The organism is Roseiterribacter gracilis, assembly GCA_018332375.1.
Classification (GTDB): Bacteria; Pseudomonadota; Alphaproteobacteria; order BOG-932; family Roseiterribacteraceae; genus Roseiterribacter; species Roseiterribacter gracilis.
The window spans coordinates 329304-353386 of sequence record BOPV01000001.1; the positions used below are offsets into that span (position 1 = coordinate 329304).

Sequence of the window (24083 nt, forward strand, 5' to 3'; positions counted from 1 at the left end):
GTATGCATAGCGCAGCGCTCGCATGTTCCGCGCATGACGTTGCGCGACCTTTTGCAAATTGCCTTTCGCTTCCGCTGGCACGCCACCATCGTGCTCGCGGCTGCGTTGCTGGGCGGGCTGTCGTTGAGCCTCTTCATGACGCCGATCTACCAATCGAGCTCGGTCGTGCTGGTGAAGTTTGGTCGCGAGTTCGTCTACCGCCCCGAAGTCGGTGCAGCGGGCGGCGCCAGCCAAATGGTGGCGCCGATCATCGATCGCGACGAAGTGCTCAACGAGCAGGTGCAGATCCTCAAGAGTCGCGACGTGGTGCAGGGCGCCGTGCGCGCGGTTGGCGCCGAACGTCTGTACCGGTCGTTGCCGCGCGATCCGGTCGAACGCGAAGACGAGGCCATCCGCCGCTTCGAACGCGCGTTGACCATCGTGCCGGTGCGCAACTCCTCGACCATCCGCATCTCGTTCGAGCATGCCGATTCCGACATTGCGCGCGATGCGCTGGACCATTTCGTCGATCTGTTCCGGCAAAACTCGATCCGCGCCTACGCACAACTGCAGACCAGCTTCTTTGAAGACCAGGAACGGTCGGCGCGTGCGCGCTTGCAGGCGGCCGAACAGCGTCTCGCCACATTCCGGCGCGGCCATGTCGATGGCGGCTATGACGAACAGATCCCGCTGCGCGTGCGCCAGAGTGTCGATCTCGACAATGCGCAGAAGACCGTCGAAGCAGCCATCGCCGAAGCGCGCCAGCGGACCGACGTGCTGAAGCGCCAGATGGAGGCGACGCCGCGCATCATCGAATCCTATCGCGAAGCCGAAACTGCCCACATCGTCGAAGAAGCGCGCAGCAAGCTTCTGTCGCTGCGCCTGCGCGAACAGGAATTGCTGGCCCAGTTCACCGACGACAGTCCGCGCGTGGCCCAGGTTCGCCGCGAAATCGGCATCGCCCAGCGCGAGCTGACCACACGCGAAAAAGAATTTGCCGGGCGCGTGCGTACCGGCCTCAACGACACGTTCGTCGCACTGGAGCGCGACTTGTTGCGCGCCCAAGCCGACGTCGATGCGTTGGGCGAGCGGCGCGACGCGTTGGCGGCGCAGCGCCAAACCGTGTTGACCTTGATCGACGACATGTCGGCCAACCAGTCGGACCTGCGCACGATCGAACGCGACGTGGTTGCAGGCGATCTGACCTTGCGATCGATCCTGACCAAGCTGGAAGAGGCGCGGGTCTATGACGCGCTGAACCGCGAAAAGATCGGCAGCTTGCAAGTGGTGCAGCAAGCGACGCGCCCCGATCCGCGCAAACCGATCCGTCCCGAACCGCTGCTCTATCTGATGGCCGGCCTGTTCGGCGGTTTGATCGGCGCCGTCGTGCTGGTCGGTGCAGCCGAATTGCTGTCCGACACGATCAGCGTTCCCGACCGCGCTGCTGCTGCGTTTGGTTTGCCGGTGTTGGCGGCGCTGCCCTACATCCCGGGTGACGTCGAGCAGCGCGACACGCCGACGCGCGCATTGCTGCGCCGGATCGTGCAACAAGCACGACGCCGCTTGCCCGGCCTGATGTTGCTGGGTCTGTTGACTGCGCTGGCCGGCTGTTCGTCGGTCAAGCAGGCGCCGATCGGTCCGACCGGCTTTGCGCCGTGGACCTCGGTCGCGTCGTCGTACCAGCTTGGGCCGGGCGACGAGTTCGAAGTGAAGTTCCCGTTCAATCCCGAATTCAACGAACGCGTCGCGGTCGCGCCCGACGGTGCGGTCAGCCTGCCGTTGGTCGGCATCGTGAAAGCGGGCGGACGCACCGTGCCGAGCCTGACCGAAGAGTTGGAAACGCGCTTTGCGCGCGATCTGCGCCAGCCGCGCGTGCAGGTGCTGCTGCGCAATCTCGCTTCGCAGCGCGTGTTCGTTGGCGGTGAAGTCAACGCGGCCGGCCTGTATCCAATGCCGGGTCCGATCGGCGTCGCCGAAGCGTTGTCGCTTGCGACCGGCGCAAAAGATACGGCCAAGCTGAGCGAAGTCGTGCTGGTCCGGCGCAATGCCGAAGGCCGTCCGATGCTGCGCACTGTCGACGTGGAAGCGTTCCTGAGCGGCAAGGGCGAAGACGTGCCGCTGCAAGGCTTCGACATCATCTACGTGCCGCGTTCGACCATCGCGGAGATCGATCTGTTCGTTGACCAGTACCTGAACAAGGCGATCCCGTTCAGCAAGAACTTCAGCTACGCGGTCAATCGCAATCCCGGCAGCGCGCTGAACACGACGGTGAATCCGTGATCAACAGTCACCGGGAAGCGGCGTCCATGCAGCCGGGCCAGGCGGTTGATACCGTTCGGCTGGCTCGTACGCCGAACCGGACTGGCGCGGGCAATCGCGCGCATAGCCGCCAGCAACGAGCTGGCGCGACACGTCGCCCTGACCGACGAAACAGCGCGCGACCGGCAGACCTTCCCAGCTTCGCGCCATCGGCACGCAGCGTGTGTCGCGCGACGCCAGCACGCGCACCAGCGCCTGGTACGAATCCTGCGCGCCGAAATCGCTGGCGCGCGGCGCGACGATTCCAAACAAGCGAAACACCTGGCCGCCGACTTTCAGCTTGGTCGCGTCAATTGCGGTGGCGCGTCCCGTGACTTCGCCCAATTCCGCCGGCATGGCCGGGCTGCCGCCCGAGATTATGGCCGCTGCCACCAATAGCGGCAGCAGCGGACGCGTCTTCCGCCATTCGATCCGCACGCCGTTGCCCAGTGCCAACAGCGATCGTGGTGTAGCGCGCGCCTGGCGTTTCGCGACGTTCGTGGGCGTGATGGACATCTTGTTCTGCACGATCGTGTGGTTCGGTGTCGGCATCGTCACCGAGATCGCGCCGTTCGACAATGAGATGCTGAATGGCGGCCTCGTCGTGGCGCTGTATGTCTCGATGGCGTTTCTGCGCGGCGTCTACGATCCGCGCAAACATGGCAGCGTCGAAGGAACCTATATCGACGCACTGCGTGTCTGGTGCGTGGCGGTGCTGGTCTTCGCCTTCGGCAGCCTGATGACGCACGGCTTCTTCGTCGACCGGCCGGCGCGCATCGCGCTGCTGATCGGGGTCGGCGGCCTAATGCTGGTCGGATGGCGCCTGGTGCAGGTGCGGCTCTATCCCAATTTCGCGCTCTATCACACGCCGCGCCGTCGGGTGCTGGTGATCGGGGCGGATTCCGACGCCGAACGTATTCTCGACCTGCACGAGTCACGCGGCGATGACCGGTCGCTGCTGGTCGGCTATTGCGACGACCGCGAGTTCGGCAGCATCGAACATCCGCGTCTGCTCTATCTCGGCCCGGTCGCGCGCGTGCCGATCCTGATCGAGAATCTCGAAATCGACGACGTGCTGGTCGCATTCCCCTGGGCTGCGGCCGAGCGGATTGCGACCACGGTCGACACGCTGCGCTTTCTGCCAGTGCGCGTGTTGCTGTCGCCGGAAAAGATCCTGCGCGCGATTCCGCCGACCGGCTTCGTCAAAAGCTTCGGCTTCGACGTGCCAATGTTGCAGCGTCCGCCGATCGCGCCGCGCTGGTGGCTGGTGAAAGGCGCGATCGACCGGGTTGGGTCGGCGCTGCTGCTGGCGTTGTTGAGCCCGCTCTTTTTGTTGATCGCGCTGGCGATCAAGCTCGACAGCCGCGGGCCGGTGTTCTTTCGCCAGGACCGGCTGGGGCTGAACGAACATCCGTTCCGCATCTGGAAGTTCCGCACCTTGCGCCACGAAACCGCCGACGCGACGGTCGAGCGTCAGGTCCAGCGCGGCGACGATCGCGTTACGGCCGTCGGCGCGGTGTTGCGCAAATTCAGCCTCGACGAGCTGCCCCAGCTGATCAACGTGCTGACTGGCGAGATGTCGTTGATCGGACCGCGGCCGCATGCGCCGGGTACGAAAGTCGACGGCATCGTGTTCAGCCACGCGATCCGCGATTACGGCATCCGCTACCGCGTCAAGCCGGGCATGACCGGTTGGGCGCAGATCAACGGTTGGCGCGGCGACACGGCGACGATGGACAAGCTGCGCAACCGCATCGAATACGATCACTATTACATCGCCAACTGGTCGCTCGCCCTGGATCTGCTGATCCTGCTGCGCACGCCGGGCGCGATTGCATCGGCAAAGAACAGCGTATGAGCAGCATCGCCCCCACAAACATAACGACCGCCGGCGAGACCACCAGCGACGAGAATCTCGACGCAGCCCAGCACGACGAGTTGCTGCGGTTGTTCAATCGCGTCGATGCGCTGCTCGATACCAATCCCGGCCGCACCGTTCTGTTGGTCGGCCCGTCGGCCGGCGTCGGTGCATCCAGCGTCGCGCGCGGTCTGGCTGCGATTGCGGCCGAACGACAGGGCAGCAAAGTTCTGTTCCTCGACGCTGACACGACCAAGGACCGCAATCAGGACGACCCGCGCGCCCGCGGTCTGATCGGTTGCCTCGAGCGCGGCGATGATCCGTTGCGCGCGATCGTGCCCGCGACTGAGTCGTCGCACGGCCGTGCCTATGATTTTGCGCGGCTGATCGACGTGGCGCTGCCGCGCGGCCATGCCTTGCCGCCTGGGCTGATCGAACGCGCGCTGCAGGCGTTGCGGAACGAATATCGCTGGGTGGTGATCGACGCGGCGCCGCTGCAGGCGGCGGCCGAGACGATGCCGATCGCGCGCCTGGCCGATGCGGTCGCGATCGTGGTCGAGGCCGAGACGACTCGCATTCCGGTGACGCAGCGGTTACTTCAAGAGCTCAAGCTCGGCGGAGCCAATCCGATCGGGATCGTCCTCAACAAGCGGCGCTTCTACATCCCGTCATGGATCTACCGACGCTTGTAAGTTTGATCGCACTGCCCGGCGCCGTCGGTTACGTCCTCGTTTTCATCGCAGCCTGTCTGGTCCCACTGGCCGTCTATGCCGACGGGCGGCGCCATGCGCTGCGCTGGCTGATCGCGCTGACGGCCGTCTCGATCATCCAGATCAGCCTGCGCATCGCGCTCAATGAAGATCCGTATCTCAATTCCTTTCCCAGCGGCCATGTCGTTCTGGCGACGGTCGGCGCGGGCGGGTTTCTGGCATTGCTGGGATGGCAGACGAAACCGCAACGGCTGCTGGCGTTTCTGGGGACGGTGGCGATTGCGCTGCTGGTCGGCCTGTCGCGCGTCACCAACACGCCGCATCGCTGGATCGATGTGTTCGGTGGTTTGGTTCTGACGTTGGGTTGTCTGGCGCTGACCGGTTTTTTCTGGATCCAGGCGGGGCCTGAATCGCTGCTGCGCCGGCAGTTGCGCCGCGCGGCACTGGCGGGCGTCGTTCTAGCCGCGGCCATCGGACCGTTCCTTGATCCGGTAATCCGCGCACATTCGCCGTATTAGGGCGCGCGAAAACGCCACCCGCCGATTTTTTGTTCCGCAGATTTTTTCTTCCACCGTGGCGCGGTTTTTTCGCGCCTGGCGTTACTCTGCGCGACCCATGATTCCCGGCACGACGCGTAACGACCTGCAGCAGCTTTTTCCCGGCAACGGCACCATGGCGGCGCGGATGCGCGCCACCGATTGGTCGTCAACGCCGCTTGGCCCCGTCGACGGCTGGCCGCAGGGATTGCGCACGGCGGTGCGGATCCTGCTCACCTCGCGTTACGCGATGTGGATGGGCTGGGGCCCGGATCTCACCTTCTTCTACAACGACTCGTATCGTCCGACGCTGGGCATCAAAGACGCGACGGCGTTGGGCGCATCGACGCGCAAGGTTTGGGCGGAGATCTGGCCCGACATCGGTCCGCGCGTCGAACACGTGCTGAATACGGGCGAGGCGACGTGGGACGAAGCGCTGATGCTGTTCCTCGAACGCAGCGGCTTTCCCGAAGAGACGTATCATACGTTTTCGTACAGCCCGCTCGCCGACGATGCGGGTGCGATCGCGGGCATGTTGTGCGTGGTCACCGAAGAAACCGACCGCGTTATCGGCGAGCGCCGCCTGTCGACGCTCAGCGCGCTTGCATCGGATCTGGCCGGCACCAACAGCAACGAAGACGTGCGCAACGCGATCGAGCGGCGGCTGGGCGCCAACGCGAACGACCTGCCATTCGCGCTGGTCTATCGCTTCGGCGACGACGCGGCACGGTTCTGCAGCGTCGGGTTTGACGTCAATGGGGGCAGCCCTGCGCCCGACCATCTGCCGCTCGACGACAGCGCGGCGTTCGATCTGTCGCCGCTGCTGCGAGGTGCGACGCGGGTCGAATTCGACCAGCTGGACACGCGCCTCGCGACCGTGCCGTGCGGCGCCTGGCCGAGTCCGCCGCGGCAAGCGGTTGCGGTTCCGATCGCGCGCAGCGGGCAGGAGCGACCGGCCGGCGCGTTGATCGTTGGCGTCAATCCATACCGTGCGTTGGACGCGGCCTATGGCGGTTTTCTCGATCTGCTTGCGGGGCAAATCGCGGCCGGTCTCGGCAATGCGACGGCGTATGAAGAAGAGCGGCGCCGCGCCGAAGCGTTGGCCGAACTCGATCGCGCCAAGACCACCTTCTTCTCGAATGTCAGCCACGAATTCCGCACGCCGCTGACGTTGATGCTGGGGCCGCTCGAAGAGCTGCAGGCGGCGGGCAGCGACCAGCCGCCGCGTCAAGCCGAGCTGGTCGACGTCGCGCATCGCAACGGGTTGCGGCTGTTGAAACTGGTCAACACCTTGCTCGACTTTGCGCGCATCGAAGCGGGGCGGGTGCAGGCGCGGTACCAGCCGACCGACCTTGCGCGCTTCACGACCGAGCTGGCGTCGAGCTTTGAATCCGCGCTCGAAAAAGCCGGCCTGACGATGACGATCGACGCGCCGCCCTTGCCTGACAAACTGTATGTCGATCGCGACATGTGGGAGAAGGTGGTGCTGAACCTGCTGTCGAACGCGTTCAAATTCACGTTCAACGGCGGCATCACGGTGCGCGTGTTCGCGCGTGCCGACGGCGAGGCGGCGGTGCTGGAAGTCGAAGACACTGGCACCGGCATTCCGCCCGCCGAAGTGCCGCGTCTGTTCGAACGCTTTCATCGGGTCGAAGGCGCGCAAGGGCGCAGCTACGAAGGCAGCGGCATCGGTCTGGCGCTGGTGCAGGAATTGGTGCGGCTGCACGGCGGCACCGTCACCGCAACCAGCGAACTCGGACGCGGCAGCAAATTCCGTGTCGAGATTCCGTTTGGCGCCGCGCATCTGCCGGCCGACCGTCTCGGCAACGCCGATTCCGATTGGGCCAGTTCGCGCGCCGAAGCCTATGTCGAAGAGGCGCTGCGGTGGTTGCCGGGCGAAGATGCGCACGCACCCGATGCAGTACCGACGCGATCGAGCGCCGACGATCTTGCGTCGAGCGAAACGGAGGAGGCAGTCGGCCATGCGCGCATCGTGCTGGCCGACGACAATGCTGACATGCGCGACTATGTCCGCCGTATACTGGCCGGGCGCGGCTACGAGGTCGAAGCGGTCGGTGACGGCGAAGCTGCGCTGTTGGCAATCCAGGCGCGCAAGCCCGACCTGGTGCTGAGCGACGTGATGATGCCGGTGCTGAACGGCTTCCAGCTGTTGCGCGCCGTACGCGCTGATCTTGCGACCGCCGATGTGCCGGTCGTGCTTTTGTCGGCGCGGGCGGGTGAAGAGGCGACGATCGAGGGGCTCGATGCGGGCGCCGACGATTATCTGGTGAAGCCGTTCTCGGCGCGCGAATTGCTGGCGCGTGTCAGTGCAACCTTGCAGGCAGCCCGCGTTCGCCGCGAAGCGCAAACCACCTTGCGCAGCCAGGCGCGCACCTTGGAAACGCTGAACCGTGTCGGCACTGCAGTTGCAGCCGAGCTGGATCTGGACCGCGCAGTGCAGATCGTTACCGACGCTGCGACGCAGCTGACCGGCGCCGAGTTTGGCGCGTTTTTCTACAACGTCATCAACGACCGCGGCGAGAGCTACATGCTCTACACGCTGTCGGGCGTGCCGCGTGAAGCCTTCTCGTCTTTTCCGATGCCGCGCAACACCGCCGTCTTCGCGCCGACCTTCGGCGGTGAGGGGATCGTGCGCTTGGATGACGTGACCAAAGATCCGCGCTACGGCAAAAGCGCGCCGCATCACGGCATGCCGCAGGGCCATCTCCCGGTGCGGTCGTATCTGGCCAGTTCGGTCGTGTCGCGCAGTGGCGAAGTGCTGGGCGGCTTGTTCTTCGGCCATTCGACGCCGGGCATGTTCACCGAACGGCACGAACAACTGCTTGAAGGAATTTCGGCGCAGGCCGCAATCGCGATCGACAATGCGCGCTTGTTTCAGGCCGCGCAGGACAGCGAACGCAAGCTGCGCGACCTGAACGAAACCTTGGAGCAGCGCATCGCCGCGCGTACTGAAGAGCTGGCGACTGCCAACCGGCAGTTGCTGACCCAGATCGAAGAACGCGAACGCGTCGAAGCGACCTTGACGCAGATGCAGCGTCTCGAAGCGGTTGGACAGTTGACCGCCGGCGTCGCGCACGACTTCAACAATCTGCTGACCGTGATCACGGGCAGCGTCGAATGGCTAGAGCGGCGCGTCGCCGATCCGGCGCAGACGCGGCGGCTGGAGCTGATGCGCGCAGCGTCGGATCGCGGCGCCACCTTGACTGGACAGTTGCTTGCTTTCTCGCGCCGGCAACGCTTGGCGCCCAAACCGACCGATCTCAATGTCGTCATCGCCGAGATGCGCGGTCTGCTGCAAAGCACGATCGGCGGCGCGCTGGCGTTCCAGGCCGATCTGGCGCCGGAATTGTGGCCAGCGCTGGTCGATCCGACGCAGATCGAATTGGTGATTCTGAATCTCGCGATCAATGCGCGCGATGCGATGCCGGTCGGCGGCGCCTTGACCGTGCGCACCGCGAATGTCGAGACCACCAACATGGCGCGGCGGCCGGAAGAACCGCTGCCGGGCCAGTATGTGATGGTCGAAGTCGAAGATACCGGCACCGGCATGTCCGACGCGGTGCTGGCGAAAGCGTTCGAACCATTCTTCACGACCAAGGAAGTCGGCAAAGGATCGGGCCTCGGCCTGGCGCAGGTCTATGGCTTTGCCAAACAGTCGGGCGGTGGCGTGCGCATCGTGACCGCAGAGGGCAAGGGTACGTCGGTGCAGGTCTATCTTCCGCGCGCCGCAATCGTCGCCGCCGAAGCGCCGCATGTCGTCGATCGTGCGGTCGCGGGAGATGGGGGCGCCGGCAGAACCGTGCTGCTGGTCGATGACGACGATGCGGTGCGTGAAGTCACCAGCACCATGCTGCGCGATGCGCAATATCGCGTGCTGACCGCGGGCAGCGGCGGTGCGGCGTTGGACGTGCTGGAACGCACGCAAAACATCGATCTGCTGGTGCTGGATTTTGCCATGCCGGGCATGAACGGCGCCGAAGTGGCGCGCCGTGCCCGCGCGATCCGGCCCGATCTGCCGATCATCTTCGTCACCGGCTATGCCGAAATCGGCGCGCTGCACGCGGCCGGCGAAGCGCACGTGCTGCAGAAACCGTTCCGCGCCGAAGCCTTGACGCAGACGGTGCGGCGGGCGTTGGACTCTAGCGCGCGAAGTGCGCTCTGACTTCTTGCAAGAAGTCAGAGCGCGACTTCGTCGCGCTAGACGCTACCAGGCGTCGGCGACGTCGATCCGCAACTGTCGCGCCAGCGCGAACAATTCCTGGTCGAGATATTCGCGCTCGTGCGAGCTGAGATAGCGATCCGAGATCGCATTCTGCTCGCGCGCGGCCAGGCGATCGCGCTGCCACGACAAGTGACGCACTTCGCGCGGGCTGAGATCGCCGCGCTGCGCCGCTTCGTCGATCCGCATCGCAACGCGGTTCAAACGGCGCTCGAACTGGTGCGCCCAGTCGCGGCTGTCCATGTTGAAGCGCGCTTCGGCGCGACGATCGTCCCAACGGTCACGCTGCCAGGCGTCCTGCGCCTGCGCGGTCGAAACGCCGGCACCGAGCGATCCCGCGACCAAGGTCAGGGCAAGAACGGTTTTCCAGCTACGCATTACATCCTCCTCGTTGCACGCATGAGAAGGAAACAATCGGATCGCGGCGATTGCGGGGCCGCGCCGTGACAAGTTCGCGACGATCAAAGAACAGCGCGCATGTGGGGAACCGCGCCGCGCTGTGCGGGTTGTTCCTGGCGTAAATGGAGGAACCTATGCGTAACATGAAATTCAACCGCATCGCCGCTCTGGCCGCGATCGTCGCGCTGCCGCTGACCTTGGCGGCTTGTGCCGAGACGATCGGTGCGGGCGCGGGCGCCTATGCCGGCAACCAGTTCGGTAAAGGCGAAGGCAAGACGGCGGCGACGGTCGCCGGTGGTGTCGGCGGCGCGCTGCTGGGCCACGAGCTGGCCCGCTAAGTAAACGAGTGCGCAGCGCGCTCCCGGCTTCACTTCAAGAGATGATGGCCGGGAGCCGCGCTGCGCGCGTCTAAGACGCCAGACGGCGCGATGCTTCGCGCACTTTGACGGTTGCGCTTTCGGCGGTGCGGGTTGCATCGGCGATCTGCGTCATGCTTTGGCTGATCGAGCTGACGCCCAACGCCGCCGTTTGCATGTTGCTCGACATCTCGCGCGTGACTGCATTCTGTTCTTCGGCCGCGCTAGCGATTGCGGCGGAAATTTCGTTGAGCTGCGCGATCGTGCCGGTGATGTCCTTGATCGCGCCGACCGCTTCGGCGGTCGCGGTCTGCACTTCGCTGATTTGACCCGCGATCTCGTCGGTCGCTTTTGCGGTCTGCGTCGCTAGGCCTTTGACCTCGGTTGCGACGACCGCAAATCCTCGTCCTGCTTCCCCCGCACGCGCCGCTTCGATCGTGGCATTGAGCGCCAGCAAATTGGTCTTGCTGGCAATGGCGGTGATCAGCTTGACCACTTCGCCGATCCGGTTGGTTGCGTCGGTCAAGCTGACCACGATCTCGTTGGTGCGCTCGGCCTGGGCGACCGCGTTTTCGGTGATGCGCGAGGCGCTGTTGGTCTGGCGGCTAATTTCGCCGACTGACGAGGCCAGCTGTTCAGCGCCGCTCGCCATCGCTTGCACGTTGGTCGAGGCTTCGATCGACGCGCTGGCGGCGCTGCTGACCTGTTCGTTGGCGATCGTAATCGCCGACGAGATGCTGCCGAGATCGGTGTCGACGGCCTTGCCGACTTCTTCGCGCTGCATGCGTGCATGCACCAGGGCGGTGATGTCGGTGGCGAACTTCACCACCTTCACCGGCTTGCCGCTGGTATCGAAAACCGGGTTGTACGAGGCCTGGATCCAGATCTCGCGGCCGCCTTTGCCGAAGCGTTTATATTCGGCGGCCTGATATTCACCGCGGCGCAGCGTTTCCCAGAAACGTTTGTACTCGGCGCTGTCGCGATAGGCGGCGTCGACGAACATCGAATGATGCTTGCCGCGAATTTCTTCGAGCGTGTAGCCGACCGCGCCCAGGAAGTTGGGGTTGGCGTTGAGGATCGTGCCGTCGAGACTGAACTGGATCACCGCCTGGCTGCGATTGATCGCATCGATCTGGCCCTGCGCATCAACCGAATTGCGTTTCTGGGCGGTGACGTCGCTGGCGAATTTGACGACTTTGAACGGCTTGCCGTTGCGACCCAGGATCGGGTTGTACGAAGCCTGCAGCCAAAGCTCGGCACCGCTTTTGTGCACGCGCTTGAATTCGCCGGCTTGGAATTCACCGGCGCCAAGCCGGTTCCAGAATTGTTTGTACTCGGCGCCGTCGCGCGTCGCGGCGTCGACGAACATGCGGTGATGTTGGCCGCGAAGTTCCGCTAGCGTGTAGCCGGTCGCTTTCAGAAACGCGTCGTTGGCGGTGAGGATGGTACCGTCGGGACTGAACTCGATCACGGCCTGGGAGGCGTCGAGTGCTTTGAGTTTGGCTTTTAGTTCGTAAGTGCTGGTGCCGAACATTCTCGCCCCTCCGGTTTCCTTTTTTTGATGGAAAACACCTACGCCGCAGCCAAATGCCTCGCCATTCGGCCGAATGGCCTAAGCCGCAACCCGCAATGTTCGGCCGGCGTCGCGAGCCTGGCCGACTGCAACTTGCCGAGGGGTAAAGACAATTTCGTTTTCACGGCGTTCACCCGAAAGGGAATCGTCGGAAGGAGACAAAATGGCTTTGAAGGAATTGTTGCGGATCCGCGAAGGAATTCTTGCCGATCTTCACGCGGATCACGAAGCGGTCGATCAGCTGCTGCAGCGTGTTCTCGACAGCGACGACGCCGCAGAGCGGCGCGAGCTGTTCGCGCAAGTCCGCGCCGAGTTGAAGGCGCATTCGGAAGCCGAAGCAAAAATCCTCTATCGCAAGCTCGATAAGACCGAGAACGAGGATTCACGCCTGTTCGCGTTCGAAGGCGATGTCGAGCACGAGGTGCTGGCCGAGCAGCTCGATAAGCTGTGGGCGATGCGGGACAAGACGTCCGAAAAATGGACGGCGCGGGCGCAGGTGCTGCAAGAGGTGCTGCGCCACCACGTCAAAGAAGAAGAGAGCGACGGATTCGAGCGCGCCCACGCCGAATTCTCGAAGGACGAGCTCGAAAAAATGGGCGCACGTTTCAAGCGTGAGAAGGCCAAGTTGCTGGAAGGCTAAGACCCGGCGAACGTCCCAGTTGAGAGCGCGACGGCGGCCGGTCGCCGTCGCGCCGATATACGTCTGCAGCGCAGCGAATCGCTTGCGGCCCATGCTAATTTTGTCGTGCAGGTCGCGGCTTCCGGCGCATTTCGCGCGGGAATTTCCGGTAGCGCCGTATGCTTCCACGTGCGACCACGTGGCAGCCAATCCGGCGCAACGCATCACCAGTAACTAACGAACAGCGTCGACAATCACGGCGCGGGAATCGCGTGGCTCGAAAGAGCTGTTGAGGGATCCATGGTTCAACTGACGACCGGAACGTGCATTGGCGCGTTGGATGCGTCGCACGATACGAGTTTGGTCATTTTGTCGGTCGTGGTTGCGGCGGTGGCGTCGTTTGCTGCGTTGACTTTGACCGCGCGCGCCCGCAGCGGTCTGACCAATCGCCGTCGTCTATGGCTGTTCGCCGCCGCGCTCGCGCTGGGCGGTGGCATCTGGACCATGCATTTCGTCGCCATGCTGGCTTTCCAGTTGCCGCTGGCGGTCGCCTACGACCCGGTTGCGACCCTGGTCTCGATGCTGCTGGCGGTGCTGGTCGTGGCGGCGGGTATCTGGCTGGTTGATCGCGCCGAAGGAAACTGGCGCGCCTGGCTGTTGGCCGGCCCGATCGTCGGGATCGGCGTCGCGCTGATGCACTACACCGGCATGTACGCGATGCGCATGCAGGCGATCACCTTGTACGACACGTGGCTGTTCAGCCTGTCGGTCGTGATCGCGATCGTGGCTGCGACTGCGGCGCTGGCCATCGCTTTTACCGTGCGCTTGCTTTGGCTGCGCGTCGTCGCATCGCTGGTGATGGCGGCTGCGATCGCGGGCATGCACTACACCGGCATGGCGGCGGCGCGGTTTCTGCCCGACGCGACGATTGCTGAAACTCCGGTCGGCATCGACCGGTTCTGGCTTGCGATGGCAATCGCCGTCGTGTTTCTCGCCTGCAGCTTTCTCGCCATGCTGTCGGTCTGGGTCGAACACCGCTTGGCGCAACGCGAAGCGGCGACGACCAAACGCAGCGAGCGGAGGTTCCGCGCCTTGATGCAGCACGCGACCGACGTTGTGCTGCTGCTCGATCGCGACGGGCGCGTCCGGTTTGAAAGCGGACCGGTCAGTCGCTTGCTGGGTGTGTCGCCGGGTGCGTTGACCGGCCGCCGGATTCTGGACGTTGTGCCCGGTGCAGAGTCGCTGGATACGTTGGCGCGCGAGGCCGATCTGAAGCTCGACGCCGACGTGCGCCGCCTCGATGCGGCGGTCACGCTGCCCAGCGGCGGGCGCTTGATCCTCGAAACGACGGTGCAGGATGCGTTTGACGAACCCGACCTGCGCGGCCGCCTGATGCAGCTGCATGACGTCACCGCAGCACGGCTGGCAGCCGAGCGCTTGGCGGCGGCGCGCGACGCAGCCCAGCGCGGTGACCGCGCCAAAAGCGAATTTCTGGCCAGCATCAGCCACGAGCTGCGCACGCCGATTCACGTCGCGCTCGGTTTCGCCGAAATGCTGCGCGACAATGCCGACCGGTTCGACACCGCGCAGGTGGCCGAGTTTGCCGGCGAGATCCACGGCTCGGTCGATCGCCTGATGCATATCGTCGGCGATCTGATCGAGCTGACGCGTCTCGAAGCCGACGATCTGCTGGAAGAAGACCTGGTCGATCCACACAGCCTGCTGCAAAGCGCAGCGCGCCGGTTGCAAACCACCGCGACACGGGCGCGCTTGAGTCTCGAAATCGAAGCGGTCGGGGCGCCGGCCGTGCTGATGGACGAACGCAAGATCGCTTATGCGCTGTGGCACCTGCTGGGCAACGCAATCAAGTTCAGCGATGCGGGCGGGATGATCCGCCTGGTGACGACGCGCGATCTCAGCGGCGACTTGCGCATCGCGGTGCACGACACCGGCATCGGCATGTCGGTCGCGGACATTGCGCGCGCCACCGACAGTTTCACCCAGGGCGACGGCAGCCACCGACGCAACGCCGAAGGGCTTGGGCTGGGCCTGTCCTTGGCGCGCCGGATCGCCGAACGGCATGGCGGCCGGCTGGAGCTGGAAAGCGTCGAAGGCGAGGGGACGCGCGCCTCGATCGTTCTGCCCGCGCTGCGCGTGCGCCAGAAGGACGAAGCAGCGTAGGCGCGTACGCAGCCGAATGGCCTAGGCCGTGTCGCCGAATTGGCTGGTACACGGGCAAGGCCTACATCGGCTGAATGGAACATCTCTATCGACGTCTCGATTTCGCGGCCCGTCACTTCACCGAAATTCTACACACATTCGGACAGTCGCTAACGAAATGCTGAATCACGTCGAGGGCACGGGTTTCGCCGCACTCGACGCGTCGTACGATCATCGTCTTGTCGTTTTGTCGCTCATCGTTGCAGTGGTCGCGTCGTTCTCGGCATTGACGTTTGCTGAGCACGCGCACGCCGCACCAGCGCAACGACGGCGCGCTTGGCTGCTGGTTGCGGCGATGGCGTTGGGCGGCGGCATCTGGACAATGCATTTCATTGGCATGCTGGCGCTCCAGTTGCCGACCACGATTGCCTACCAGCCAGGCTTGACCTTGCTGTCGGGGTTGATCGCGATTGCAGCAGTCGCGGCTGGATTCGACATCGTCGATCGCGCGCGCGGGAGATTGCCCAGCCTGTTCGTCGCTGGCGCAGTCGTCGGGCTGGGCGTGGCCGCCATGCACAATATCGGCATGCTGGCGGTTCATAGCGCGGCCTTGGTGGTCTACGACATCGGGATGTTTGCGCTGTCGGTCGGGATTGCAATCGCTGCCGCAACGGCTGCGCTCGCGATCGTTTGGACTGAGCGTACGATGTTTGTGCGCGCTGTTGCCGCGCTGCTGATGGCCGCCGCAATTGCGGGCATGCACTATACCGGCATGGAAGCAGCGCAGTTTATGCCCGATGCCACACGGAGCGTTACGCCGGATGGCGTCGATCGTATCGTGCTGGGGCTGTGGATCGCAGCCGCGTTTTTGATCGGCTCGTTCTTCGCGCTCGGCGCGGTCTGGCTCGAACATCAGCTTGCAACGCGCGAAGCGACCGCGATCAACCGCCGCGACCGGCGCTACCAGGCGCTGGCGCAGCACACGATGGTCGTCACGATGCTGCTCGATGAAGCGGGCTATGTCCGGTTTGAAATTGGACCGGTCGATCGCTTCTTTGGTGTCAAGTCGGGTTCGCTACTGAATCGCCGGCTGCGCGACAAGGTGCCGGGCATCGAAAAACTCGACACGTCGCTTGAGTCACTGGCCGCAACCGGCGGCGGCGCGATGTTGCAGCATGACATCGATTTGACTCATGGTGACGGCCGGCGCGTCACCTTAGAGGTAAAACTCCAGGATCAGCGCGACCAGCCCGACCTAGCGGGATATCTGGTGCAGCTACATGACGTCACGGAGGCGCGGCGCTTCTCCGAAGCGCTGGAACTAGCGCGCGACGTTGCCGAGCGTGCCACCCGCACAAAGAACGAGTTTCTAGCCAACATCAGTCATGAATTGCGCACGCCAATCCATATCGGTAACGGTTTCGCGCAGATGCTGCGCGACCATGCCGACGATCTGGCGCCTGAACAGGTGCGCGAATACGCAGACGAGATTTGCCGTTCCAACGATCGCCTGATGCAAAGCGTCAGCGACCTGATTGCGCTATCACAACTCGAAACTGGCAACGAGCAGATGGAGGAAGAACCGGTCGATCCGCGCGGTCTGCTGACCTTGCTTGCGCGCCGTCTGGAGCCCAACGCCGAAGCGGCCGACTTGCGGATTTCGGTTTCGACCGACGCCGTGTCGCCCATCCTCGGCGACGAACGCCGGCTTAGCTATGCGCTGATGCATCTGATCGATAACGCGATCAAGTTCAGCCCCAAGGGCGAGTCGATCGAACTGGCCGCGCGCTGCAACGAAGACGGCGACATGCGCTTCACCGTCAGCGATCACGGCGTCGGCATGTCGTCCGACGATATTGCGCGCGCCATCGAAAGCTTCACCCAGCTCGACGGCACCTATTCGCGCGTCGCCGAAGGGCTGGGGCTTGGCCTGGCAATCGCGCGCCGCGTTGCCGAACGGCATGATGGGCGGCTGGAAATCGAAAGCCATGAAGGCGCGGGCACCAGCGTGTCGCTGATCGTACCGGCGCGGCGCGTGCTGCAGATCGCCAGCGCCGCTTAGCTGAGTGACTCGGCCAAGGAAGCGAGATCCAACCAGCGTTCTTCCGCCTCGGCCAATTTGCGCTGCGTCTCGTCGAGCTTGGCCGCGACGTTCTGAAATCCGGCCGGATCGCGCGCATAGAGATCGGCATCCGCCATCTGGGCTGCGAGCTTTGCGATCTCTGCCGTCAGCTTCTCGATTTCGCCCGGCAACCGGTCGAGATCGCGCTTCTGCGTGAAGTTCAGTTTGGCCGGCTGCGTCGAGGTGCGCGGTGCAGGTGCTGCTTTTGCGGCCGGCGTTGCGACACGCACTGTTTCGGCGGGTGTTTTTTGTTTTGCGGCCTGCGCCGCAGGGGGACGCTGGCGCAGATAGTCGCTCCAGCCGCCCGCATATTCGGCGACACGCCCGTCACCTTCGAACGCGATCGTCGACGTCACGACGCGATCGAGAAAGTCGCGATCGTGGCTGACCAGTAGCACTGTGCCATCATAGGCGCTCAGCCACTCTTCCAGCAGGTCCAAAGTTTCGAGATCGAGATCGTTGGTTGGTTCGTCCAGCACCAGCACGTTCGACGGGCGCGCCAGCGCCTTGGCCAGCAACAGACGTCCGCGCTCGCCACCCGACAACGATGAAAGCGGCGACTGCGCGCGATTCCCGTCGAACAGGAAATCGCGCAGATAGCCGACGACATGGCGTTTGACGCCGTTGACTTCGAGCTGGTCGCCAGCGCCGTCGGTCAGAAAGTCCGCGACGGTGCGCTGCGGATCCAAGGCAGCGCGATGCTGATCGATCGTCTGGACGACCAGACCTGCGCCCAGCTTCACATAGCCCGCGTCGGGCTGCAGCGTGCCGGTTAGCATATTGAGCAAGGTGGTTTTGCCGGCGCCGTTGGGGCCGACGAAACCGACGCGGTCGCCGCGCCGGATCCGGGTCGAGAAATCGCGCACGATCGATTTGTCGCCGTAGCTTTTTTCGATGTGCTTGGCTTCGATCACCAAGGTCGCGGCGCGCGGCCCGGCGGAGATGGTCGCTTCGGCACGGCCGACCTGGCCCAGCTGCGCTTTGCGTTCGTCGCGCAGCGCATACAGCGCGCGCAAGCGGCCCTGGTTGCGTTTACGCCGGGCGCTGATTCCTTCGCGCGACCATTTGGTTTCGGCTTCGATCTTGCGGTCCATCTTGTGCCGCTCGACCGCTTCTTGTTCGAGGATCGTCTCCGACCATTCTTCAAAGCGCGCGAAGCCGCTTTCCAGACGCCGCATCTTGCCGCGATCGAGCCACAGCGTCACGGCGGTCAAGCGCGTCAGGAAGGCGCGATCGTGGCTGATCACGACGAAGCCGCCGCGAAACTCGTTCAACACGGTTTCCAGCGTCTCGATCGTGGTGATGTCGAGATGGTTGGTCGGTTCGTCCAGCAGCAGAAGATCGGGTTCGCCGACCAGCGCCTGCGCCAGCGCGGCGCGACGCGATTCACCACCCGAGAGATGCGCAGGATTGCGCGCCGGGTCGAGATCGAACGGCGCTAGCGCCGCGTCGACGCGCCATAAATCGTGGCGCTGTTCGTCGGGCAATCCAGTCGCGACGTAATCGGCAATGGTCGGGTGGCTGCCGAGATCGGGCGCCTGGGTCAGATACGCGACTTTGGCGCCCGGCTGCAGAAAGCGCGTGCCGCCGTCGGGCTGCACCAGACCGGCGGCGATTTTGAGCAACGTCGATTTGCCCGCGCCATTGCGCCCGACCAGGCAGGCACGGTCCTCACGCCCGAGCGCAAGGTCGACGCCGTCGAGAATGGGAGCGGCCCCGTGGCCGAGGCGAATCTGATCGAGAGCAAGAAGCGGTGGCACGGGCGGGAAGCACCCCGCCGGGCCCCTTCAAGTCAAGTTTTCCTGGATACCCAGGCGTATTGGTCGCTGCCTTCGAGCGATTCCGGGTCCAGTACTTTGAAGAAACGCAGCCGTCCCTCGGCGTCGGGGGCCAGCGGCAGCAACAGCCGGACATACGACCAGGACCGCCGCGACAGGGCGACGTAGCGGCGCGACGCCAAGCCGGGCTGATTGTCTCGCGCGACTTCGCGGGCGGCTTCGACCACGCTGGCGGCTTGTTCGGGCGCGAAGAAATCGTCGGTGCTGAATCCGCGCAGCTCGCTGCCATGCAGTGCGCAGACAAAGCTGCCAGCCAACGTGACGGTGAGACGCGCATCATCGTCGAGCCGCAACAGCATCACGTAGGGCAGCACCGACGGCGGCAGCTCCAGCGGATCGAGGCGGGCCGGCGGCTGGCCGTCGCGATGGCCCGCAAGCCAGCACGCATGCACGCGCTCGAGCAGGCGGTATTTGCCGATGTCCGATGCAGCAAGCGGCGTGTGCGCGGCGTTGTGCAACGGCAGCGAGCCCGCGATCGGCGGCAACGTGGGCGGGCGGGACGCGGGTTGCATCGCGCAGCATAATGCTCCCGCCTGGGCGGCGTTACCGTCGATCTCGCTTCGTCAACCGCTGGGTGACCAAGCGGGCGGATGCGGACGGGCGAGGGATCTCTGCGTTCTGTGCCCGCAGGACGGGCGATTGCGCCAACTGGCAGAAGAGCGAGTATGGGGCTGTGAACGAAGCACGCTTACTTGGCCTGATGCGCTTGTCCTTGCTCGGCCGCTCTGGGCTGGCGATCGCGCTTGCGCTGTTGGCGACTGGGATACGCACCGCGCTGTTGCCGGTCCTGCAATTCGTTGCGCCGTTCGCGTTTCAGATCATCGCTGCGATGGCAGCCGGCCTGTTGTGCGGCTTTGTCCCGTCGCTGCTCACGATCGTGCTCTGTGCGATTGCCGGCCTGTATCTGTTCATCGCGCCGCTCAACTCGTTTGCGATCGGGGTGCCATCGGACGAGCTGGGCATTGCGGTCTATCTCATCCTGGCGACGGTCGCGGCCGCGGGCGGTGCAGGCGTGCGGCAATTGCTGTTCCGCGTCGTCGACAACGAACAACGGCTGGCCGTTGCGCTGGATGTTTCCCAAATGGGGACCTGGCGGTGGCGGCGCGGCGACACGCTGCTCGAATGCGACGACAAGCTGCGCGAGCTGTACGGGTTTGCACCCGGCACGCCGGTCGAGATCGCCGCGATCGAAGCGCTGATCTTGCCCACCGATCTCGATCATGTCCGCGAAGAAATCGGCCGCGCCGGCGATGGTTTCGTCGACGTCGAGTTTCGCGTCAACCTGCCGGGACACGGTCTACGCTGGTTGGTGATGCGCGGCGAGACGCGTCACGAAGACGGCGCGCTGGTCGAAATCGTCGGCACGACGCGCGACGTCACCAAGCGCAAACAGGGCGAGGCGGCGCTGCGCGCCAGCGAAGACAGGTTCCGCGTGCTGATCGAAACCATGCCGCTGCTGGCCTGGACTTGTGACGCAGACGGCATGTGCGACTACCTGAACAAGTCGTATCTCGATTTCACCGGCGTGCCGTTTGAAGACCATCTCGGCCAACGCTGGATTGACGCGCTGCATCCGGCCGATCGCTACGCGACGTTGGGGCATTGGAAAGACGCCGTCGCGACCCGCCAGCCGTACGAAGTCATCGTGCGCATGCGCCGCCATGACGGCGTTTATCGATGGTTCCATTCGCGCGGCCATCCGATTTACGACGATCGCGGCGAAGTCACGCGCTGGGTCGGCGTCGACGCCGATATCGACGACATCGTACGTGCACGCGAAGCCTTGACGCGCAGCAACGACGAGCTGGAAGCGCTGGTCGCCGAACGTACGCGCGCGCTGGCCGACGCCGAAGCGCGCTTGTTCCAGGCGCAGAAGATGGAAGCGCTGGGCCAGCTGACCGGCGGCGTCGCGCATGACTTCAACAATCTTCTATCGGTCGTGCTGGGCAATACCGAGTTGCTGGAACAGGCGACGGTCGGCAATGCGACGCTCGAGCGGCGGCGGGAATCGATCCGGCTTGCGGCCGAGCGCGGCACCAGCCTGACGCGGCAATTGCTGGCCTTCGCGCGACGCCAGGATCTGCGGCCGCAAGCAATCTGCCTGGCCGACCGCATGCGCGGTCTCGACGACATGTTGAGCCGCACCCTGCGTAGCGACATCGAACTTCACTTGTCGCTGCCCGACAGCCTGTGGCCGGTCGCAGTCGATCCGACGCAATTCGATCTCGCGCTGCTCAATCTCGCGGTCAATGCGCGTGATGCGATGGAAGCGGGCGGTCAATTCACGATCGAAGCGTCGAACGTGACCTTGCCGCTGGGCGAACATCCGTCGGGGCTGGCCGGTGATTTCATTCGCCTGATCGTGCGCGACAGCGGTGCCGGCATGGCGGACGACGTTGCCAAGCGCGCCTTCGATCCGTTCTTCACCACCAAAGAAGTCGGCAAAGGTTCGGGCCTCGGGCTCAGCCAGGTGCATGGGTTCGCGCATCAGTCGGGCGGCACGGTGCGCATCGTCAGCGCGCCGCGCAAAGGAACCGAGGTCGAGCTTCTGTTGCCGCGCAGCTTCGAGCCCGTGCTCGCGACGCCGAAGCGGGACAAGGCGACGCCACACTTGCGCGGCGGTACCGTGCTTCTGGTCGACGACGATGAAGCGGTCGCGCGCACCACCTGCGAACTGCTGCTGCAGAGCGGCTACCGCGTCGAGGTGGCGCGCGACGCGGCGAGTGCGCGCGAACGTCTTGCCGCGGCCCAGATCGATCTCGTCGTCAGCGACGTGGTGATGCCGGGCGGCACTAGCGGTCTCGAACTCGCGCGCGAATTCAAGCGGGCGCGGCCGGGCCTGCCGATCCTGTTGATGACCGGCTACGCGGGCGGGTTCGTCACCGATGGATTTCCGGTTCTGGCCAAGCCGTTCACGGTGGCCCAGCTCCAGACCGCACTGGACGCGCTCCTGGCGCAACAAACATCGTCGCTCGCTGCCGAGATTGCGGTATCAACCGACGCATGATGTTGCTGAAATCGCTGTTGGCGACCTTGTTCGCGCTGGTCCTGCTCGCATTGGGCTGGCGCCTGTACCTGCATCTGCACATGCCCGCGCTGATCGAGCGCTACGGGCGGCCGGTCGATTTTGCGACGTTGCAGCGAAGCAACGCCCCGCACGACTATCTTCGCGCGCTGGCGGAAGACGCACCCAAAGCGCCTGCCGACGCGCCGCCGCTTTTGCTGCCGCAAGCGCCACAGATCGTTGCCGGCACGATCCAGACCTTGTTTGGCGATCGCATTCTTGCGCGCAACGGAAACGATTTCGCGCTACTCGATCGCACGCCGCTGTTGGGCTTTCCCGATTTCATCACCTTGTCGGTGCGCAGCGGACCCACCGGGTCGCGCGTGCTTGCCTATTCGACGTCGGTGTACGGACACGCTGATTTCGGCACCAATCGTCGCCGCATCGACGCTTGGCTGGCGACCTTGGATGAAGCGCGGTAATGGTCCGTCCGTCATGAAGATCGAAGAACTCGCAACGCCGACGGCGTTGCTCGACCGGGCCAAGTTTCAGCGCAATTGCGACATGATGCTGGCGCGCGTGCGCGACCTGGGCGTGAAGCTGCGGCCGCACATGAAGACGCTGAAATCGATCGATGCGGCGCGCGTCGCGATCGACCCGTCGCATGGCGGCATCGCCGTCGCCACGCTCGACGAAGCGTCCTATTTCGCCGACGCGGGGATCAGCGATATTTTCTACGCCGTCTGCATTACGCCAGACAAACTCGCCCGCGCCGCCGAGATCGCACAGCGCGCACCGGACTTGAGCCTGCTGGTCGACGACATTGCGACGGCCGAGGCGATCGACGCATTCGGTCGCGCCAACAATCGCTGGTTCCGCGTCTGGATCGAACTCGACAGCGGCGAACATCGCACCGGTCTGGAGCTGGGCGATCCGATGCTGCCGGTGTTGGCCAAGTTTTGCGATCAGTCGCCCGCGATCGAACTGGCGGGTGTTGCGACCCATGGCGGCCATTCCTATCGCTGTCGCACGATCGAGGAGATCGCCGACGTCGCCGAACAGGAACGAACCACGGCCGTGCGCGCGGCCGGGATGATCCGCGCGCTGAACATTCCGTGCCCTGGCGTCAGCGTGGGCTCAACGCCGACTGCGCTGCATGCGCGATCGGTCGACGGCGTCACCGAAATTCGCGCCGGCGTCTATATGGCCGGCGACTTGTTCCAGGCGTCGATCCATTCTGGCGCGCAAGACGACATTGCACTGTCGGTGCTGGCCACCGTGATCAGCCACAAGGCGAACCGGATGATGGTCGATGCGGGCGGCCTGGCGCTGTCGAAAGACCGTTCGACCGAACGCACGCAGGATCGCGGTTATGGTCTCGTCGTCGATTTGCATGGCGCATCGCTGGGCGAGTCGATCGTCGCCGGCGTACATCAGGAACATGGCGAGTTGCGCGGCGCGCAGCTGGAGCAACTTCGCATCGGCAGCAAGGTTCGCATTCTGCCGAACCATGCCTGCATGACGGCTGCTGCCTACGATCGTCTCTACGTCGTTGACGGCGACCAAGTCGTCGATTGCTGGTCGCGCACGAATGGCTGGTAGTCAGCCGACCGTCTGATGATCGGGCAGGGCGCGCACCGCGGCGCTCAACGTTGCCAGCGACCCAGCATCGAGACCGGTCGCGACCAACCGTTCGATGGCGGTCCGGATTATTGGTAGTGCTTCGCGGATCGCTGCCAGCGCATGTTCGTCATCCTGCGCCAACGCATGCTGGAGCGCGCGAATGCGCGATCCCATTTCCGTCAAAAGTTCGGTCGCAGTACCAGCCAGGACATCCTGGCGCTGACGACTGAATCGCGGAGACGGAGGAAACATGGCGGGCAAATTGACCGGTCGCGGTGAAGGAAAACTGAAAGACGTTCGAACGATCTGCACGATCGGTTACGAGGGCGTGACCCTACCGGCAGTTATCGGCGCATTACGTGCAGCAAACGTCTCAGTTCTGGTCGACGTCCGCGCCGTTGCAGCATCGCGGCGTCCGGGCTTTGCGAAATCCCAGCTCAGCGCCGGTTTGGCGGAGGCGGGGATTTCCTACCTGCATCTGCGCGACCTCGGCACGCCCGCTGCGGGCCGTGCCGCCGCCAAAGCGGGACGGCATGCCGAGATGCATCGTGTCTTCGAACAACATCTCGCCGGCGTCGAAGCGCAGGCGGCGCTGGGCGAATTGCAGAAGATCGTCGCGGGCGGCACGCGCGCCTGCCTGTTGTGCCTCGAACGCGACCCCAGCCACTGCCATCGCAGCCTGGTCGTCGAGGCGCTGGGCGAGCGCATCAAGCTCGATATCCAGGACCTCATGCCGCCGCTGCCCTAGGGGGCGGCTGTCCATCACTA

19 protein-coding genes are annotated in these 24083 nt (G+C 64.5%); 13 read left to right on the forward strand and 6 right to left on the reverse strand.

Going from position 1 to position 24083, the window contains the following annotated elements; genetic code table 11:
• The first annotated feature begins 33 nt into the window (after window positions 1-33).
• Window positions 34-2259: a polysaccharide biosynthesis/export family protein gene (locus TMPK1_RS01605; protein ID WP_420240995.1), complete on the forward strand. Its 2226-nt coding sequence runs from the start codon at window positions 34-36 to the stop codon at window positions 2257-2259.
• Here TMPK1_RS01605 and TMPK1_RS01610 read toward each other — a convergent pair whose 3' ends face one another.
• Window positions 2260-2634 carry a hypothetical protein gene (locus tag TMPK1_RS01610; protein WP_420240997.1) on the reverse strand — a complete coding sequence of 125 codons (375 nt, stop codon included), beginning with the start codon at window positions 2632-2634 and terminating at the stop codon, window positions 2260-2262.
• On the opposite strand from TMPK1_RS01610, the gene TMPK1_RS01615 reads away from it, so the two are divergent.
• The 4 genes from TMPK1_RS01615 (at window position 2609) to TMPK1_RS01630 (ending at window position 9564) form a co-directional block, all read left to right on the forward strand.
• Window positions 2609-4135, forward strand: a complete 1527-nt coding sequence (locus TMPK1_RS01615) for an exopolysaccharide biosynthesis polyprenyl glycosylphosphotransferase (RefSeq protein ID WP_420240999.1) — start codon at window positions 2609-2611, stop codon at window positions 4133-4135. The genes TMPK1_RS01610 and TMPK1_RS01615 overlap by 26 nt on opposite strands.
• The gene (locus TMPK1_RS01620) at window positions 4132-4827 is read left to right on the forward strand and encodes a P-loop NTPase family protein (protein WP_420241001.1); all 696 of its coding nucleotides are present in this window, start codon (window positions 4132-4134) and stop codon (window positions 4825-4827) included. The genes TMPK1_RS01615 and TMPK1_RS01620 overlap by 4 nt, the downstream gene beginning before the upstream one ends.
• Window positions 4806-5363: a phosphatase PAP2 family protein gene (locus TMPK1_RS01625; protein WP_420241003.1), complete on the forward strand. Its 558-nt coding sequence runs from the start codon at window positions 4806-4808 to the stop codon at window positions 5361-5363. The genes TMPK1_RS01620 and TMPK1_RS01625 overlap by 22 nt, the downstream gene beginning before the upstream one ends.
• Before the next feature lie 97 nt (window positions 5364-5460).
• On the forward strand, window positions 5461-9564 hold the full coding sequence (locus TMPK1_RS01630) for a response regulator (protein WP_420241006.1): 4104 nt from the start codon (window positions 5461-5463) through the stop codon (window positions 9562-9564).
• 42 nt (window positions 9565-9606) lie between these two features.
• Here the strand turns inward: TMPK1_RS01630 and TMPK1_RS01635 are convergent, their stop codons facing one another.
• A complete protein-coding gene (locus tag TMPK1_RS01635; protein ID WP_420241008.1) occupies window positions 9607-9999 on the reverse strand; it encodes a hypothetical protein in 393 nt (130 codons plus the stop codon).
• Window positions 10000-10154: 155 nt separating this feature from the next.
• Here TMPK1_RS01635 and TMPK1_RS01640 point away from each other — a divergent pair, with 155 nt between their 5' ends.
• A complete protein-coding gene (locus TMPK1_RS01640) occupies window positions 10155-10358 on the forward strand; it encodes a glycine zipper 2TM domain-containing protein (protein WP_420241010.1) in 204 nt (67 codons plus the stop codon).
• Window positions 10359-10428: 70 nt separating this feature from the next.
• On the opposite strand, the gene TMPK1_RS01645 is transcribed toward TMPK1_RS01640, so the two are convergent.
• Window positions 10429-11910: a methyl-accepting chemotaxis protein gene (locus TMPK1_RS01645; protein ID WP_420241012.1), complete on the reverse strand. Its 1482-nt coding sequence runs from the start codon at window positions 11908-11910 to the stop codon at window positions 10429-10431.
• 202 nt (window positions 11911-12112) lie between these two features.
• Here TMPK1_RS01645 and TMPK1_RS01650 point away from each other — a divergent pair, with 202 nt between their 5' ends.
• The 3 genes from TMPK1_RS01650 (at window position 12113) to TMPK1_RS01660 (ending at window position 16790) form a co-directional block, all read left to right on the forward strand.
• Window positions 12113-12589, forward strand: coding sequence for a hemerythrin domain-containing protein (locus TMPK1_RS01650; protein ID WP_420241014.1), 477 nt, complete (start codon window positions 12113-12115; stop codon window positions 12587-12589).
• Between the two features lie 279 nt (window positions 12590-12868).
• The gene (locus TMPK1_RS01655; RefSeq protein ID WP_420241016.1) at window positions 12869-14749 is read left to right on the forward strand and encodes an MHYT domain-containing protein; all 1881 of its coding nucleotides are present in this window, start codon (window positions 12869-12871) and stop codon (window positions 14747-14749) included.
• A gap of 157 nt (window positions 14750-14906) precedes the next feature.
• Window positions 14907-16790 carry a sensor histidine kinase gene (locus TMPK1_RS01660; protein WP_420241018.1) on the forward strand — a complete coding sequence of 628 codons (1884 nt, stop codon included), beginning with the start codon at window positions 14907-14909 and terminating at the stop codon, window positions 16788-16790.
• Here the strand turns inward: TMPK1_RS01660 and TMPK1_RS01665 are convergent.
• Together TMPK1_RS01665 and TMPK1_RS01670 are read right to left on the reverse strand one after the other, a co-directional pair.
• A complete protein-coding gene (locus tag TMPK1_RS01665; protein WP_420241020.1) occupies window positions 16787-18610 on the reverse strand; it encodes an ATP-binding cassette domain-containing protein in 1824 nt (607 codons plus the stop codon). The two genes, TMPK1_RS01660 and TMPK1_RS01665, sit on opposite strands and share 4 nt — an antisense overlap.
• A gap of 32 nt (window positions 18611-18642) precedes the next feature.
• Complete coding sequence (locus TMPK1_RS01670) at window positions 18643-19200, reverse strand: PAS domain-containing protein (protein WP_420241022.1); 558 nt, start codon at window positions 19198-19200, stop codon at window positions 18643-18645.
• A 188-nt stretch (window positions 19201-19388) separates the two neighbouring features.
• Here TMPK1_RS01670 and TMPK1_RS01675 point away from each other — a divergent pair, with 188 nt between their 5' ends.
• From TMPK1_RS01675 to TMPK1_RS01685, 3 genes are read left to right on the forward strand one after another with little or no spacing between them, the layout of a single operon-like run.
• Complete coding sequence (locus TMPK1_RS01675) at window positions 19389-21695, forward strand: PAS domain-containing protein (protein WP_420241024.1); 2307 nt, start codon at window positions 19389-19391, stop codon at window positions 21693-21695.
• Window positions 21692-22174, forward strand: a complete 483-nt coding sequence (locus tag TMPK1_RS01680) for a DUF1499 domain-containing protein (RefSeq protein ID WP_420241026.1) — start codon at window positions 21692-21694, stop codon at window positions 22172-22174. Before TMPK1_RS01675 ends, TMPK1_RS01680 begins: the two co-directional genes overlap by 4 nt.
• On the forward strand, window positions 22161-23294 hold the full coding sequence (locus TMPK1_RS01685) for an alanine racemase (RefSeq protein WP_420241028.1): 1134 nt from the start codon (window positions 22161-22163) through the stop codon (window positions 23292-23294). Before TMPK1_RS01680 ends, TMPK1_RS01685 begins: the two co-directional genes overlap by 14 nt.
• Here the strand turns inward: TMPK1_RS01685 and TMPK1_RS01690 are convergent, their stop codons facing one another.
• Window positions 23295-23489: a hypothetical protein gene (locus TMPK1_RS01690; protein ID WP_420241030.1), complete on the reverse strand. Its 195-nt coding sequence runs from the start codon at window positions 23487-23489 to the stop codon at window positions 23295-23297. It lies immediately after the preceding gene.
• Window positions 23490-23565: 76 nt separating this feature from the next.
• Between TMPK1_RS01690 and TMPK1_RS01695 the strand changes: the two genes are divergently transcribed.
• A complete protein-coding gene (locus tag TMPK1_RS01695) occupies window positions 23566-24063 on the forward strand; it encodes a DUF488 domain-containing protein (RefSeq protein ID WP_420241032.1) in 498 nt (165 codons plus the stop codon).
• Window positions 24064-24083: the final 20 nt, after the last annotated feature.

Coding starts and splice junctions, on each gene's coding strand:
- TMPK1_RS01605 (WP_420240995.1), top strand. CDS start 34: ATGACGTTGCGCGACCTTTTGCAAATTGCCTTTCGCTTCCGCTGGCAC.
- TMPK1_RS01610 (WP_420240997.1), bottom strand. CDS start 2,634: ATGCCGGCGGAATTGGGCGAAGTCACGGGACGCGCCACCGCAATTGAC.
- TMPK1_RS01620 (WP_420241001.1), top strand. CDS start 4,132: ATGAGCAGCATCGCCCCCACAAACATAACGACCGCCGGCGAGACCACC.
- TMPK1_RS01625 (WP_420241003.1), top strand. CDS start 4,806: ATGGATCTACCGACGCTTGTAAGTTTGATCGCACTGCCCGGCGCCGTC.
- TMPK1_RS01630 (WP_420241006.1), top strand. CDS start 5,461: ATGATTCCCGGCACGACGCGTAACGACCTGCAGCAGCTTTTTCCCGGC.
- TMPK1_RS01635 (WP_420241008.1), bottom strand. CDS start 9,999: ATGCGTAGCTGGAAAACCGTTCTTGCCCTGACCTTGGTCGCGGGATCG.
- TMPK1_RS01640 (WP_420241010.1), top strand. CDS start 10,155: ATGCGTAACATGAAATTCAACCGCATCGCCGCTCTGGCCGCGATCGTC.
- TMPK1_RS01645 (WP_420241012.1), bottom strand. CDS start 11,910: ATGTTCGGCACCAGCACTTACGAACTAAAAGCCAAACTCAAAGCACTC.
- TMPK1_RS01650 (WP_420241014.1), top strand. CDS start 12,113: ATGGCTTTGAAGGAATTGTTGCGGATCCGCGAAGGAATTCTTGCCGAT.
- TMPK1_RS01655 (WP_420241016.1), top strand. CDS start 12,869: ATGGTTCAACTGACGACCGGAACGTGCATTGGCGCGTTGGATGCGTCG.
- TMPK1_RS01660 (WP_420241018.1), top strand. CDS start 14,907: ATGCTGAATCACGTCGAGGGCACGGGTTTCGCCGCACTCGACGCGTCG.
- TMPK1_RS01670 (WP_420241022.1), bottom strand. CDS start 19,200: ATGCAACCCGCGTCCCGCCCGCCCACGTTGCCGCCGATCGCGGGCTCG.
- TMPK1_RS01675 (WP_420241024.1), top strand. CDS start 19,389: ATGCGCTTGTCCTTGCTCGGCCGCTCTGGGCTGGCGATCGCGCTTGCG.
- TMPK1_RS01680 (WP_420241026.1), top strand. CDS start 21,692: ATGATGTTGCTGAAATCGCTGTTGGCGACCTTGTTCGCGCTGGTCCTG.
- TMPK1_RS01685 (WP_420241028.1), top strand. CDS start 22,161: ATGAAGCGCGGTAATGGTCCGTCCGTCATGAAGATCGAAGAACTCGCA.
- TMPK1_RS01690 (WP_420241030.1), bottom strand. CDS start 23,489: ATGGGATCGCGCATTCGCGCGCTCCAGCATGCGTTGGCGCAGGATGAC.
- TMPK1_RS01695 (WP_420241032.1), top strand. CDS start 23,566: ATGGCGGGCAAATTGACCGGTCGCGGTGAAGGAAAACTGAAAGACGTT.